At 71.8% G+C, this 14,422-nt stretch carries 7 protein-coding genes; 1 reads left to right on the forward strand and 6 read right to left on the reverse strand.

Translation table 11 applies throughout. The features are described 5' to 3' along the window. The first annotated feature begins 286 nt into the window (after positions 1–286). Positions 287–1,393, forward strand: a complete 1,107-nt coding sequence (locus tag ACIA73_RS07870) for an LPXTG cell wall anchor domain-containing protein (protein ID WP_399437415.1) — start codon at positions 287–289, stop codon at positions 1,391–1,393. Positions 1,394–1,515: 122 nt separating this feature from the next. On the opposite strand, the gene ACIA73_RS07875 is transcribed toward ACIA73_RS07870, so the two are convergent. The 6 genes from ACIA73_RS07875 to ACIA73_RS07900 form a co-directional block, all read right to left on the reverse strand. Beyond that, on the reverse strand, positions 1,516–3,462 hold the full coding sequence (locus tag ACIA73_RS07875; RefSeq protein ID WP_399437416.1) for a GMC oxidoreductase: 1,947 nt from the start codon (positions 3,460–3,462) through the stop codon (positions 1,516–1,518). 74 nt (positions 3,463–3,536) lie between these two features. After that, entirely contained in the window at positions 3,537–5,153 is a 1,617-nt protein-coding gene (locus tag ACIA73_RS07880; RefSeq protein WP_399437417.1) for a succinic semialdehyde dehydrogenase, read from the reverse strand. 121 nt (positions 5,154–5,274) lie between these two features. Then, positions 5,275–6,921 carry a serine/threonine-protein kinase gene (locus tag ACIA73_RS07885; RefSeq protein WP_399437418.1) on the reverse strand — a complete coding sequence of 549 codons (1,647 nt, stop codon included), beginning with the start codon at positions 6,919–6,921 and terminating at the stop codon, positions 5,275–5,277. Positions 6,922–7,048: 127 nt separating this feature from the next. After that, a complete protein-coding gene (locus ACIA73_RS07890) occupies positions 7,049–8,731 on the reverse strand; it encodes a serine/threonine-protein kinase (RefSeq protein WP_399437486.1) in 1,683 nt (560 codons plus the stop codon). Positions 8,732–9,016: 285 nt separating this feature from the next. Then, on the reverse strand, positions 9,017–12,058 hold the full coding sequence (locus tag ACIA73_RS07895) for a protein kinase (protein WP_399437419.1): 3,042 nt from the start codon (positions 12,056–12,058) through the stop codon (positions 9,017–9,019). A 210-nt stretch (positions 12,059–12,268) separates the two neighbouring features. Further along, positions 12,269–14,401, reverse strand: coding sequence for a serine/threonine-protein kinase (locus tag ACIA73_RS07900; RefSeq protein WP_399437420.1), 2,133 nt, complete (start codon positions 14,399–14,401; stop codon positions 12,269–12,271). Positions 14,402–14,422: the final 21 nt, after the last annotated feature.

The following is a 14,422-nucleotide window of genomic DNA, read 5'->3' on the forward strand; positions in this document are numbered from 1 at the left end:
TCGCTCCAGCATGTGTGACCGGAGGGCAGGGGACAGCCATACCGGTCGCCCCAGGCGGTCGGCTCCGGGGACGCTCGGAGCCGGTCGGCAGGGATCCGCCGCCCACTGTGACGCAGCCCACGCCACCTGCGTGAAGATTTCGTGAGTGCACCTACAACCTTCGTCCACGGACAACGGTCTCCCCTGCGTAACCACAGGTATCTCCGGTGCACTTTCGCACCGCAGGCCCCTCACATCTCGCGCCGAGCCGCCACAGCGATCGGTGCGCCAGACTTTCTGAGGTCCCATGAAGCTTCGCCGTTCCCTGGCCCTCGCGGCCGCCACGGCCGTCATAGCCCCGGTCTCGCTGCTCTCGGCCACGGCCGTGCACGCCGAGACCACCGTCACCACCACGCCGACGCCGTCGGCGACGGCCACGCCGTCCGCCACGCCGAGCAAGCCCGCCGACGTACCGGCGAAGGACGAGAAGCCCGCGCCGGGAGAGGCGCAGAAGCCCGAGCAGCCGAAGGGCGAGGAGCCCAAGAAGGACGACGGCTCCGCCCCGAAGCCGGTCACCCCGCCGAAGGACAAGCCGGTCACCCCGCCGAAGGACGAGCTCGGCGGCGAGGACGAGACCGGCGGCGAGGACGGTGACCTGGAGGACTTCTGCACCGAGGAGACCGTCAGCGTCGCGCTGACCGGCTTCCCGAACAAGATCGTCGCGGGCAGTGGCTGGAAGGAGTTCACCTACACGGTCACCAACCACACCAAGAAGGACATCGCCGAAATGGAGGCGTCCGTCTTCGCGTTCTCCGCGAGCGACGAGGAGGAGAAGGCGGAGGACCTGGTCACCAAGTTCGCGCACTTCGAGATGTTCGACCCGGTCAAGAAGGTGTGGACGAACGACTACCTGCTGGAGGGCATGCCGGACGGCCTGTTCGTCGGTACGTTCGCGCTGAAGGCGGGCGCCACCGAGAACGTCAAGCTGCGCGTCAGCCTCGACAAGGCGACCCCGGCGGGCAGCAGTGTCGCCGTGGCAGCCGGCATGGACCTCTCCGAGGCCGACGAGTCGCTGTGCAACTCGGGCGGTGACTTCTACGAGTTCGAGATCGTCGCGGCCGGTAAGAACCCGGGCCAGATCGACGACTCCAAGCCGACCGGCGAGCGCCCCGGCAAGCCGGGCAAGCCCGGTGGGAACGACAAGCCCGGGAAGCCGGACAACGGCAAGCCCGGCACCAAGCCGGTCCCGGACGTCAAGCCGCAGGGCGGCGCCAAGGAGATCCCGGTGACCGGCGACCTCGCCCAGACCGGCGCCTCCTCGCAGCTGCCGATCTTCGGCATCGCGGGCGGCACGGCCGTGGTGCTGGGTGCCGGTGCGCTGGTGCTGGTGCGACGCAGGAAGACCAACGCCTAGTCAGCTGCTAGTCAGCTGTAGGTGTACGCACGCGACTGGAGCGTGACCCAAGAGGGCTGCATTCGGAGGGGGATGCAGCCCTCTTGGCGTACGGCGGCACCTCGCGGCGTACGCCGGAACCGTCAGCCCCGCTTCTCCTTCTCACCCTTTTCCGGCTTCGGCGGCACCGTCGGCATCCCCAGGAACGGCAGCTTCAGGGCCCCGAACGCATCCGCCGGAACGGCCGGATTCTTCGGTTCCACCGCGGCCAGCCGGACGTACCCGCAGCCCTGCTCGGGCCGGGTGTCCTGGTCCCCCTTGTTGGGCCACAGCGACATCGCCCGCTCGGCCTGCGCCGTGATCGTCAGCGACGGGTTGACGCCGAGGTTCGCGGAGACCGCGGAGCCGTCGACGACGGAGATCCCCGGGTGCCCGTAGAGGCGGTGGTACGGGTCGATGACGCCCTCCTGGGGACTCGCGCCGATCGGGCAGCCACCCAGGAAGTGCGCGGTGAGCGGGGTGCCCATCAGCTCGCCGATGTTGCTGCCCGCGAACCCGTTGATCTCCTTGGCGAGCAGGGAGGCCGCGCGGGATGCCTCGGGGATCTGCTTGGGGTTGGGCGCGCCATGGCCCTGGCGGGCGGTGAGCAGGCCCTTTCCGACACCGCTCGGCTTGCGGTAGGTGATCAGGGAGTTGTCGAGGGACTGCATGACGAGCCCGATGATGGTCTTCTCCGACCAGCGGTGGTTGGAGAGCGACCGGGCCGCCAGGGACGGGTGCCGGACCACGTTCGCCACCCAGCCGAGTGCGCGCGGGAACTTCTCGGCGTACGGCACCTGGAGGATCGACATCGCGCCCATGGCGTTGGAGCCGCGGCCGTAACGCACCGGCTCGATGTGGGTGTTGGCGTCCGGGTGGATGGAGGAGGTGATGGCGACACCTCGGGTGAAGTCGACTTTCTTCCTGCCGCTGGAGGCGCCGAGCTGGGGGCCGTGTGCCTTGCGGTAGCGGCGGTCGGTGGTCTGGGACCCCACCAGGGCCTCGGAGTTGGTACGTGTCAGCTCGCCGAGCCGGGAGGAGATGTGCGGCAGGTGGCCGTCGTCCTTCATGGCGTGCAGCAGGGTCTGGGTGCCGTACGTTCCGGCGGCGACCACCACGCGGTGGGCGCGGTAGATCTTGCGGGTGCCCTTGCGGCGGGCGTCGGTGGGGGCGGTGGCGACGCGGTAGCCGCCGTCCGGGTGCTCGGAGATGCCGAGGACGGAGGTCATCGGGTGGATGACGGCGCCGGCCTGTTCGGCGAGGTGGAGATAGTTCTCGTTGAGGGTGTTCTTGGCGCCGTGGCGGCAGCCCGTCATGCACTCGCCGCACTCGGTGCAGGCGGTGCGGGCCGGACCTTTGCCTCCGAAGTACGGATCGGGAACTTCTCTGCCGGGGCCGGTCGTTGCAGAGGCAGACGTACCGTCGGCGTCCCGCCCGTCGCCGTAGAAGACGCCCACCGGGGCGAGATGGAAGGTGTCGCCGACCCCCATCGCCTCGGCGGTCGCCTTCAGGTGGACGTCGGACGGGGTCATGGTCGGGTTGAGGCGTACGCCCAGCATCCGCTTGGCCTGGTCGTAGTACGGAGCGAGTTCGTCCTGCCAGTCGGTGATGCCCGCCCACTGCTGGTCCTCGAAGAAGGGAGCGGGAGGTACGTAGAGGGTGTTGGCGTAGTTCAGTGAGCCGCCGCCGACGCCCGCGCCTGCCAGGACCATGACGTTTCCCAGCAGGTGCACCCGCTGGATGCCGAAGAGGCCCAGCGCGGGAGCCCACAGGTAGTTCTTCAGGTCCCAGGAAGTCTTGGGCAGGGTCTCGCGGGTGAAGCGGCGCCCGGCCTCCAGGACGCCGATGCGGTACCCCTTCTCCGTGAGCCGGAGCGCGGAGACGGCACCGCCGAAGCCGGAGCCGACGACGAGGACGTCGTAGTCGTACGAGGCGTCGTCGTACGGAGCGTCGTCGTACGGAGCGTCGCCGTACGGAGCGTCATCGACCGGGGCGCCGTCGGCCGGCTCCCCCTCGCCGGAGGGATTTTGGGCAGAGCTCTCCTGGGACACGTGCACTCCTCGTTCTTTGAAAAGTGAATAGAGAGACGCGAAGGGCCCGGACCGGCGGTCCGGGCCCCCTGGCCTCAGCGCAGGCGCAGTGCCTTCATGACCTTCAGGCTGGTGGTCATGAACGCCGCGTACTTCTCGTCGTCCATCCCGAAGGACGGGGCGAGCGGGATCAGACGCTGGTGGGCGACGTTCTGCGCCTCGGTGTACTTGAGGATGCCCTCGGAGCCGTGCCGGCGGCTCAGTCCGGACTCCTTCATGCCGCCCATCGGGGCGCGGACGCTGGCGTACGCGGCGCCGTAGCCCTCGTTGATGTTGACGGTGCCGGTGCGCAGTCGGGCGGCGACGGCATGGCCGCGCTTGCCGCTCTTGGTCCAGACGCTCGAATTGAGGCCGTAGGGCGTGCCGTTGGCCTCCGCGATGACCTCGTCCTCGTCGCGGAACCGGTAGATGGAGACGACCGGGCCGAAGGTCTCCTCGGAGCAGACCGCCATCGGGGCCTCGACGCCCTCCAGGACGGTGGGCTCGTAGAAGTACGGACCGATGTCCGGGCGGGGGGTGCCGCCGGTGAGGACGGTGGCGCCCTTGGTGACGGCCTCCTCGACGTGCCGGGTGACGGTCTCCAACTGGCGCGGGCCTACCAGGGAGCCCAAGTCGGCGCCGTACGCGAGGGAGTTGCCGAGGCGCATCGCCCTGGTGCGGGCGACGAAGCGCTGCACGAAGTCGTCGGCGATCGACTCGTGGACGTACAGCCGCTCGATGGAGATGCAGAGCTGGCCGGCCGAGGCGAAGCAGGCACGGACGGCACCGGCGGCGGCCTTCTCGACGTCGGCGTCCTCCAGGACCAGCATGGCGTTCTTGCCGCCGAGTTCGAGGGAGACGCCGACCAGCCGGGCGCCGGCGCTCTGGGCGATCTCGCGGCCGGTGCGGGTGGAGCCGGTGAAGGAGACGTAGTCGGCGTGCTTGACCACCTCGGGGCCGACCACCGGGCCCTCGCCGAGGACGACCTGGAAGACCTCGGGCGGCAGCCCTGCCTCGATCAGCAGATCGCGGCCCCACAGGGCGGACAGCGCGGTCTCCGTGTCGGGCTTCATCACCAGGGCGTTGCCCGCGACCAGGGCGGGCAGGCAGTCGCCGACGGACAGCTCGAAGGGGTAGTTCCACGGCGAGATCTGGCCGACCACACCGCGCGGCTGGCGCTGCTCGGTGACCTTGGTGAGGGTCGGCACCGCGCCCTGGTGGCGCTTGGGCTTGAGGTAGCTCGCGGCGGCGCGGCCGTAGTGCCTGGCCGCCATCGCGACGGCCTGGATCTCCTCGTGCGCGTGCAGCCTGGCCTTGCCGGTCTCCAGCTGGATCAGGTCGAGGATCTCGGCCTGCCGCTGGAGGACCAGGTCGTGGAAGCGCAGCAGGATCGCGGCCCGCTGCTTGACCGGGACGGTCTGCCAGGCGACCTGGGCGGCGCGGGCCCGCTCGAAGGCGATGGCGACGTCCTCGGGGGTGGACTCCGGCAGGTCGGCGAGCTTCTCGCCGGTCAGCGGCCCGTGGTTGGCGGTCCGCCCGGAACCGACCACGCCCCGGGTCAGCTGGGCGATCACCTCAGGGGTGATCACGTCCGCGGCCGTACGCGCGCCGGTGGGCGGGGTGGCCACGGGGTTGGTGCCGAGGGGTGCCGTGAGAGCCTGGGAGTCCGTCATACGGGCGAGCGTATGGCCCACCGGACTGTTTTGGTACCCATCGGTAATGGCTTTTCACCGGGCTCTCACGACCGTGCCAGCGATTGCTGGCACATAAGGCCTGATCAGGGGCGCTTCCCGATCAGGGGGTCTTGAGTTCGAGGATCTCCAGGTACTTGGTGACGTCCGCGAAGAGCTGCTCGCCCTCGTCGCGGAACTTGCCGTTGGACGGCATGGTCACGGTGATCCGCCAGTACGCCTTCTTGGACTCGCCGACCACGACCCGCTCGTGCAGTCGGCGCCGGACCGGGTCCTCGTCGGAATCCGAGTAGCCGGTGTAGTCGACGACGGCGTCGAACGCGGGGCGGCCCTGCTGGGTGCTGTCGGAGACCTTGGCCTCGGCGTCCTTCATCTCCGTCTTGTCCTTGCCACCCGCCGTGTAGTACGCCTCGCGGTCGCCCTTGGCCGGCGGCTGGTTGTCCTTGTCGATGACGACGCGGACCACATAGACCTGGAAGACGTTGCCCGGCTCGTAGAAGTTCTCGGTGTTGTCGGTGCTGTCGTCGTACGACTTGTAGTCGTTCGGCAGATAGATCCTGGAGGTGACGCTCTGGAGGGCCTGGTGCACCTTCCAGTTCTCCGGCGGGGCGTCGCCCGCGAAGGGGTTCACCAGGATCAGCACCAGGGCGAACGCGAGGACGAGCGCACCACCGAGCAGCCCGAACCGCGCCTTCCTGCTGCGCTGGAGGACCGGCGGCACCCAGCCGGAGCCGGTGCCCGGCTGCATCACTCTGGTGTACGCGACCGGGGGCGGCGGCGTCTGCCCGGCGGCCTTCTCCAGCTCGGCGCGCACGGTCGCCGTGTCCGGTCGGGCGGCCGGGTCCTTGTGCAGCAGCCGCACGACCAGCGCACCGAAGGCGCCGTTGCCCCGGGCGGGGTTCTGCGGTTCGGCGGACAGCACGGCCTGGAGGGTGGCGGGGGTGTTGGAACGCCGGTACGGCGACATGCCCTCGACGGCGGCGTACAGCACCACACCCAGCGACCACAGGTCGGAGGCGGGACCGGGGCGCTGGCCCAGCACCCGCTCGGGGGCGATGAACTCGGGCGAGCCGACGAAGCCGCCGGTCTCGGTCAGCCCCTGTTCGCCCTCGACCTGGGCGATGCCGAAGTCGCTCAGGACGACCCGGTCGTTCTCGCCGAGCAGGACGTTGTCGGGCTTGACGTCGCGGTGCAGGACGCCGACCCGGTGCGCGGCCTCCAGCGCGCCCAGCACGCCGAGCCCGATCCGGGCGGCGTCGCGGACGTCGAGGGTGCCCTCCTGGAGACGGTCACCGAGGGAGTGGCCGGGGACCAGCTCCATGACGATCCACGGCTTGCCCTCCTCCACCACCACGTCGTGCATGGTGACCACCGAGGGATGGGTGATCCTGGCGGCGGCGCGGGCCTCGCGCTGCATCCGCAGATAGACGTTCTGCCGCTCGCGCTCGGGCAGATGGTCGGGGACCCGGGGCTCCTTCACCGCGACGTCCCGGTCCACCACCTGGTCGTGCGCCCGCCAGACCGTGCCCATGCCGCCGTGCCCGAGCCGGGAGACCAGCCGGTAGCGGCCACCGATGACCCGGCCGACCTCGGGGTCGGTCAACTGGGTCGCCCGGGTCGGCACATGGACCTGGGTGGGCTGCTCGCCCGGGGCTCCGGGGTGCTGCGGATGTGGCTGCTGCGGCGTGTGCTGTGGCGGCTGGAGCCCGTAGCTGGTGGGCTCGTACGCCTGTCCCCCGTCGTTCGTCATGCCCCCATCCTGGCGGGCGTGCGCTCCCCGGTACCACCGGGGCGGTTGAGCGATGCAGACCCGTAACAGACCCCACACCGCATCCACGACGACCCGTCACCGGGCCGCCCGCGCCCGGCGTTGGCCGCTAACCGTCGTTCTGCCAGCCCCGTGCCACCGTGTTGAACCGCTCCCGGGTCTTCTCCCGGTCCTCCCACGGGCCCGACACATAGATCGCGTACTCGGGTCCGTTCTTGCCGCCGAAGTGCATCTGATCGATGGCGAACCGCTTGCCGGGGTTGTCGGTCTTCTCCCGGTAAGTGAATTCCAGCACGCCGCTCGCCCGGTCCCGGTAGTTGATCGGTGCCAGCCGCACCCGGCGGAACTCGGGCAGGCTCTTGGAGATCGCCCGCTCCAGGTCCGTCAAGTGCTGGTAGGGGGTGGCGAAGTCGGGTTCCGGGTCGACGTTGACGCGGATGCGGTTGCGGCCGTTGTCCCGGGTGTAGTCGAACTGGCCCGGCCCGGTCTCCTCACGCTGCCAGCCCTTGGGGACGGGGAGGCTGAAGCCTTCCTCCTGCACCATGCGCCAGTCGGCGGGCAGACCCGTGTCGGGCTCGGTGTCCCCGTTCTTGGGGTCCTCCGTGGTGCCGCCGGTGTCCTTGCCCTGGTCCTTCTTCGGGTCGCCCTGCGTGCCGTTCGGGTCCTGCTTGCCGCCCTGACCGTCGTTCGGGCCGGCGGAGTCCGCGGGCAGGCTGCCCAGGCCCGGGTCCCGCTCCTCCAGGAACTGGTTCACCCCGAAGGCCACCCCGCCGCCGAGCACCGCCGCCGCGACGACGCCCAGCACGATCTTGCTGCGCCGGTTGCCCTTCGAGGGTGACGGCGGGTGCGGCTGGGGGTGCTGGTGTGCGTGGGTCTGCGAGTGCGGTTGCGGGTACGCCGCTTCGTCCGGGTACGCGGGGACCGCCGGTCCCGGCGGGGGCACCGCCATCGGAGTCGTCGGAGCCGCGGGGGCCACCGCGTACAGCTCCTCCTCGGACACCTGCCGCGTCGGGATGTGTGCCTGCGCCTGCTGCGGCTGCCGCCCCTCCATCGCGTCCAGCAGCATCCGCTCGGCCTCGGCCGCCCCCGGCCGCTCCCCGGCCTCCTTGCGGAGCAGCGCCACGATCACCGGGGCCAGCGCCCCCGCGTGGTACGTCGGTTCGGGTTCCTCCGCGATCACCGCCTGGAGGGTGCCGATCGGCGAGGTACGGCGGAACGGCGAGCGCTCCTCGACCGCCGTGTACAGCGTCGCGCCCAGTGCCCACAGGTCCGAGGCCGGCCCCGGGTCCTCGCCCCGGATCCGCTCGGGCGCCAAGTAGTCGATGGAGCCGACCAGTTCACCGGTCCTGGTGATGGTGGAGTCGCCCTCGATGGCGGCGATGCCGAAGTCGGTGAGCAGCACCCGGCCGTCCCTGGCCAGCATGACGTTGCCCGGCTTGACGTCCCGGTGCAGTACGCCGACGGTGTGCGCGGCGCGCAGTGCGCCGAGCACGTGCAGGCCGATCCTCGCGGCCTCGCGCGGGTCGAAGCTCCCGGTCTGCTTGAGCGCGTCCGCGAGCGAGGGCCCGTCGACGTACTCCATGACGATCCACGGCCGGTCGTCGTGCTCCAGTACGTCGTGGACGGTGACGACCCCGGGGTGGTTGATCCGGGCGGCGGCCCGCGCCTCCTTCTGGGTGCGCGCGTGCAGTACGGCGCGGTCGGCCTCGGCCGCGTACAGCCCGGCCCGCAACTCCTTGACCGCGACGGTGCGGTGCAGCACCTCGTCGCGGGCGCGCCAGACGCGGCCCATCCCGCCGCTGCCGAGGATGTCGCCCAGCCGGTAGCGGCCGGCGAGGAGATGCCCCTCGCTGATGCCGCTGCCGGACCCGCCGACCCCGCTCGTACCGCCCGTATTGCTGTTGGCGTTCTCCACGTTTCCAGCCCACCACCCCGTGTCTCAGGGGACCAAGGTTACGGATCAGGGTTGCGGAGGTGGAACACAGGGGCGATCACGAGACCGCACTGTGACCGGGCGGCCGACACCGCGGCACGCGGCTGCCGGAGGCCCGGTAACGCTATGGAGGAGAGGGTGCGTTCACTTGGTGGAGCGGTAGTGAAGGACCGCGGCCTCGTACACCCGGGTCACCTCGTCGCGCTGCGACTCCGGGCCGATGACCTGGACGATGTGGTACTTCCCGTCGACGATCATCGCCCGGTTGCGCACGAAGACGTCCCGGCCGCTGCTGTCCTTCCAGGTGAACTGGCCCTCCGCCATCGCCTGCTGGCCGACGCTGATGCGGCGCAGACCGCCCGAGGAGGCCCAGGTGGAGTCGCGCAGCGGCTGCAACTCGCGCTCCTCCTTGAGCTGATAGGCCATCGGGTCGCTGCCCTTGTCCTTGACGGTGTCGCGGCCGGGAACGATGAGCAGCTCGATGTCGTTCCCCTGGTAACGGACCTGCCGGCTGTCGTTCATCGGCGAGCGCTGCCAGCTCTTGTCGACGGCGACCCGGAATCCGTCCCGGGGCTCGGTGAGGGTGTAGTTGGGCGGCAGGTCGGACGCGGGGTTCTGCTGGGCGGGCGGTTCCTGGGCGGTCGGGGTGTTGCTGGCCTCGCCCTGGTCGCCCTTGCCGTCGGCGGGCGGCTGACCGGCCGACGGGTCGTCGGATCGCCCGGGTGCGGGCTGCTGCGGCTGCCCGGACCGCGCGGGCTGTCCACTGCCCGTGTTCTGCCCGCCCGGCGACCCGGCCTTGTCCTTCGGCAGCACCATCACGGCATAGACGACCGCCGCCACCAGCCCCACCATGATCAACAGCAGCAGCCACTTCCCCAGCGACCGCGGCTGCCGCGCGCCGATCCGGGGCTCGCGCTGCACCCGTGGCGCGCGCGGCGGCTTCGCGGGCCGCTCCCGCCCCTTGGCCTGCTTGTTGCGGTGCCGCCCGTGCTGCGAGCCGCCCTTGCGCTTGCGTACCAGTTCGCCCCTGCGCCGCACGATCGGCAGCCTGGCAGCGTCCGGCGGCGACGGCAGCGGTACGACCTTGGTGCCGCCCTCCGGCTCCGGCGCCGAACGCACCAGCGAGCGCAGCCAGCCGCGCAGCTCCTCGAAGTCCGGACGCTCGGTGGGGTCCTGGCGCAGCAGCGACTCCACGACGGGGCGCAGCGGACCGCACTCCTCCGCGAAGGCGGGCGGCTCCGCACACACCATCTGCACCAGCTCGGCGGTGCTGTCCTCGGGATAGGGCGCATGCCCCTGTACGACGCGGAACAGCAGCGCACCGAGTGCCCACAGGTCGGTGGCGGGCCCGATCGGCGGCGCCAGCTGCCAGTTCTCGTACACCGGACCGGCCTGTTCGGGCGCCCAGCGCTCGGTGACCGCGCCGACGACCGCGATCCGGGTCTGCCGGGAGCGCTCGGCGGCGAGCGGGGTGCTGGGGCCGCGATACGGCAGCCCGGCGATGACGTCGTCCCAACGGCCGCCGCCCGGCGACTTGGGGGCGGGGGTCAGGTCGGTTCCGGGCCGGTCGGCCGGGGCGCCCTGGGCGTAGGGGCCGGCCCCGATGCGGTCCATGCCCCGGGTGCGGCCGGCGTCGGCGGAGTGTCCTGCGACACGTCCCTGGCCCGCCGTACGTCCCGGAGCGTGGTCCGGCGCGTGAGCCGGGCCCGGCTGGCTGTGCCGGAGCTCGTCGGCGCGCAGGGCCTCGCCACCCGCACCGCTCCCGGCCCTGGGCAGCGCCCCGTGCCAACTCCCGCCGGACGTCTGCCCGGTGACCCGCTCGACGCCTTCGCCACGCTCGCTGCGGGGCTGCTCGCCGTACGGGGACACGGCCCGGCCCGGCTGCCCGTACGGGGAGACCGCCCCGGGGCGGGTGCTGCTCCCGGCACCGCCCGGCCCGGCGCCGCGCGTCCCTGCACCACTGGTCCCGGCACCGCTCGTCCCGGCACCGCTGGTTCCCGCTCCACCGCTGCCTGGCCCGGGCTCCGGACCGCTGCCCGTTCCGTACGGTGCGATGGCGCGCGAGCCGGGGCCGGTCGCGCTCGGCGTCGTACCGTACGGAGAGACCGCGCCGGACCCCTCGCCGCTCCCGGAGTCCTGGAGGTACGGGCTGCGCGAAGGCTCCACTCCCTGGCGGCGCTGCTCCTCGGTGGCCTTGGCCGCCGCCCTGGCACCCGCCCGGTACGCGGCGATGGCACCGGCACGGGCCGCCCGCGCGTCCGTCGCAGGAAAGGCGGGGCCGGTCCCGGAGGCACCACCGGCACCCGGAGGACTCCCGAACCCCGACGCCCCCGCAGGCCCCATGAACCCCGCATGCCCCTCAGGAACTCCCGTTCCCCCACCCGACGGCAACGCCTGCCGCTCCTGCGGCTGCTCCGCCGGACGCCCCAGAAAGTCGGTCGGCAACGCGGGCAGGCCCGCGTCGGGCCCCCCGAACTCCCCGTCCCCCGACGCCACATGCCCCCGGGGCACCGGCACCGAAGCCTCGCCCCAGCCGCCGCCCTGCGCCCCACCCGCACCCGGCGCCCCAGCAGCCGCTCCCCCGGCGACCGCCCCGGGGATCGGCGCATAGCCGCACAGCGCCTCCTCGGCTGCGCCTGCCGCGAGCCCGGTCAGCACGATGCGCCCGTCGTCACAGACGAGCACCGTCCGGACGGTGATGTTCCGGTGGGTCCAGCCATGGGCGTGCAGCACGCGCAGCGCGGTCAGTACGTCGGAGGCGACCTCGGCCGCCCGGTAGGGGCTGAGCGGCGCCTCGGCGAGCAGGGCGGCCAGCGGCCGTGCCGCCACCAGCTCGCTCACTATCCAGAGGGAGCCGTCCTCCTCGAAGACGTCGAAGACCTGGTCGAGGCGGGGGTGGTCGGGAATCTGCGCGGCGGCCTGGGCAGCCTCGATCGCGCGCCGTACGGCCGGATCGCCCGAGCGACGCGCGGTGCCCCGCCCGCCGGCCGGACGCCGGTGCACCGGACCGCCGTCGGCGTCCAGGAACTCCGCGTCCACCACCTCGGGCAGCGGCACCTGGCGGACCAGGACCTCCTGCCCGCTGAACGTGTCGAAGGCCCGCGTCTCCACGAGGTCGTACTCGTCGGAGGGTGGCAACGGCAGGCGGTAGCGGTCGGCAAGCACCCGACCCGCGTAGTCGTCCACGTCGCCTCCCCGAAGCGCGCTCTTCCCCGCTGTCCCCGGCCCCCGGCGACCGGCCCTCGAAGGGCGGCCGCCGGTCCCGGGGCTGACCCTCGGACGTACCCGAAACCATCAATTCCGGTCGTTTACCGGCGTATTGCGGCTGCGTACGGTCCGCGAGGTCTCACGATACGTGGCAATACCCCGTCGCGAGGCAGTGTCAACGCATCCCGGTCAGTCAGTCGGCTTGAACGTGGCGAACGCCGTCTCGCGGAGCTTGGTGCACTCCTCGCCGTTCCAGGCGTCGGCCGGGCAGCTCACCATGATCGAGTAGCCGCGCTTGTCATCGACCTTGAAGCCGCGGTTGAGGACGTGAATACGCTGGCCGCGCTGGTCGCGTGCGAACTCCCAGTCGGCGGTGGTGGGGTAGCCGTTGTACTCGACGGGGTTGATACCGATGTGCTCGTAGCCCTTGCTGGTGGCGGCCACCACGGCACGCGCGGCGGTCCAGGCGGCCGCCGCGTCCGACTTCGGGCTGTCGTTGAAGTCGACCTGAACGCGCGGGAATCCGCCGTCCTTGCTGTATATCCCGCCCGAATTCTTGCCCGCTATGTCCGTCCGCTTGAACCCGGCGGGCATCGCCATAGTGAAGTGGAACCGCGAGTCGGTGACCGTCTCGAACCCGGCGGGCAGCGCGCCGTCGGCAGGCTTGCCGGTGGCGGGGGCGCTCGGCTTCGTACCGCCGGAGCCGCCCGTGGCGGTGCCCTTGTCCGGGTCGGTGCCCTTCTCGGGGTCCTTGTTCTTGCCGGCTTCCTTGCCGCCGTCCTTGCCGCTGCTCTTGCCGTCACCGCCGGCCGTGGCGCCGCTCGAACTCGACGGGTTGCCGCCGTCCTTGTTCTTGCCCTCGGGGGTGTCGTTGTTCAGCGCGAGTGCGAGGACCGTGCCGAGCACCGCGAGCGTCGCCACCAGCGCGGCCACCAGCAGCGCCCGCTTGCGCCCGGCGGACGACATCCCGCCGACCGTCCCCGGCGACGTGCCCCCGCCGCCCGAACCGGAACCCATCGCGGTGGTCGCCGCACCCGCGGCCGCAGCACCGGCCACCGCGGGCGTGGCAGCCGCCGTCGCGGCGGGCAGCACCTTCGCGGGCTTCTCGCGCTTCGGCTTCTTCCCCGAACCCGAGGGCACCACGGGCGGCACCGGCGGAAGCGGAACCACCTTGGTGGCGTCCGCCCCGGCCAGTACGTCACCGGCGGCGTCCGCCGCGTCGAGCTGCCGCAGTACGTCGATGAGGAGCGCCCGCGCACCCCGGTCGTCGAGCCGCTGTTCCGGGTCCTTGGCGAGCAGGCCGTAGATGACCTCCTCCAGCGGGCCCGCGTGCTTGGGCGGGTCCACCGGTTCGGTCATCACGGCGGTCAGGGTGGCGATGGCCGAGCCCTTGTCGTACGGCGGAACTCCCTCCACCGACGCGTAGATCAGTCCGCCGAGGGACCACAGGTCGGCGGCGGGACCGGGCTTGTGGCCGCGGGCGCGCTCGGGGGAGATGTAGGAGGGGGCGCCGACGAGCATGCCGGTGGAGGTGATGGAGGGGTCGCCCTCCACCTGGGCGATGCCGAAGTCGGTCAGGACGACCCGGCCGTCCTCGGAGATCAGCACGTTGGACGGCTTCACGTCGCGGTGCAGGATGCCCTGGTTGTGCGCGGCCCTGAGGACGTCGAGGATGGCCAGGCCCACCTCGGCGGCCCGACGCGGCGTCAGCAGCCCGTCCTCGCGGACGGCTTCGGCGAGGGATTTGCCCTCGATGAGCTCCATCACGATCCACGGGCGGTCGTCCTCGTCGACGACGTCGAAGACGGTGACGGCGCCGCTGTTGCGGATCCGGGCGATGGCCTTGGCCTCGCGCAGGGTCCGGGTGATCAGACGGCGCTTCTCGTCCTCGTAGATGGCGGTCGGGAAGCGGAGTTCCTTGACCGCGACGGTCCGGCCGAGCGTCTCGTCGACGGCCCGCCAGACGGTGCCCATGCCACCTCGGCCGAGCACCTCGCCCAGGCGGTAGCGGCCGGCCAGCAGACGGCCCTCGACCTCCGCGGAGGTGTCCGACGCGGCATCCTTGGCGGCCTCGACGGCTTCGGCCTCGGCGACGGCCGCTGCCGCGGCACTCCGGTCCGCGGCGGCCTTGTCCCCGGCAGCCTTGCTCCCGGCGGCCTTGTCCGCGACAGCCCTGTCCGCGACGGCCTCGTCCGCGACGGCCTTGCCCTCAACGGCCTTGTCCGCAGTGGTGCCGTCCGCGGCGGCCTTGTGCGCGGTGGCCTTCTCGTCGGACACCGCGTCCTGCGTGCTGTTCCGCGACTGCTCCGGCTCGTCCGACATGCGTCCCCTCTGCGATCCCTG

The sequence above is a fragment of the Streptomyces sp. NPDC051561 genome, from assembly GCF_044454195.1.
GTDB lineage: Bacteria > Actinomycetota > Actinomycetes > Streptomycetales > Streptomycetaceae > Streptomyces.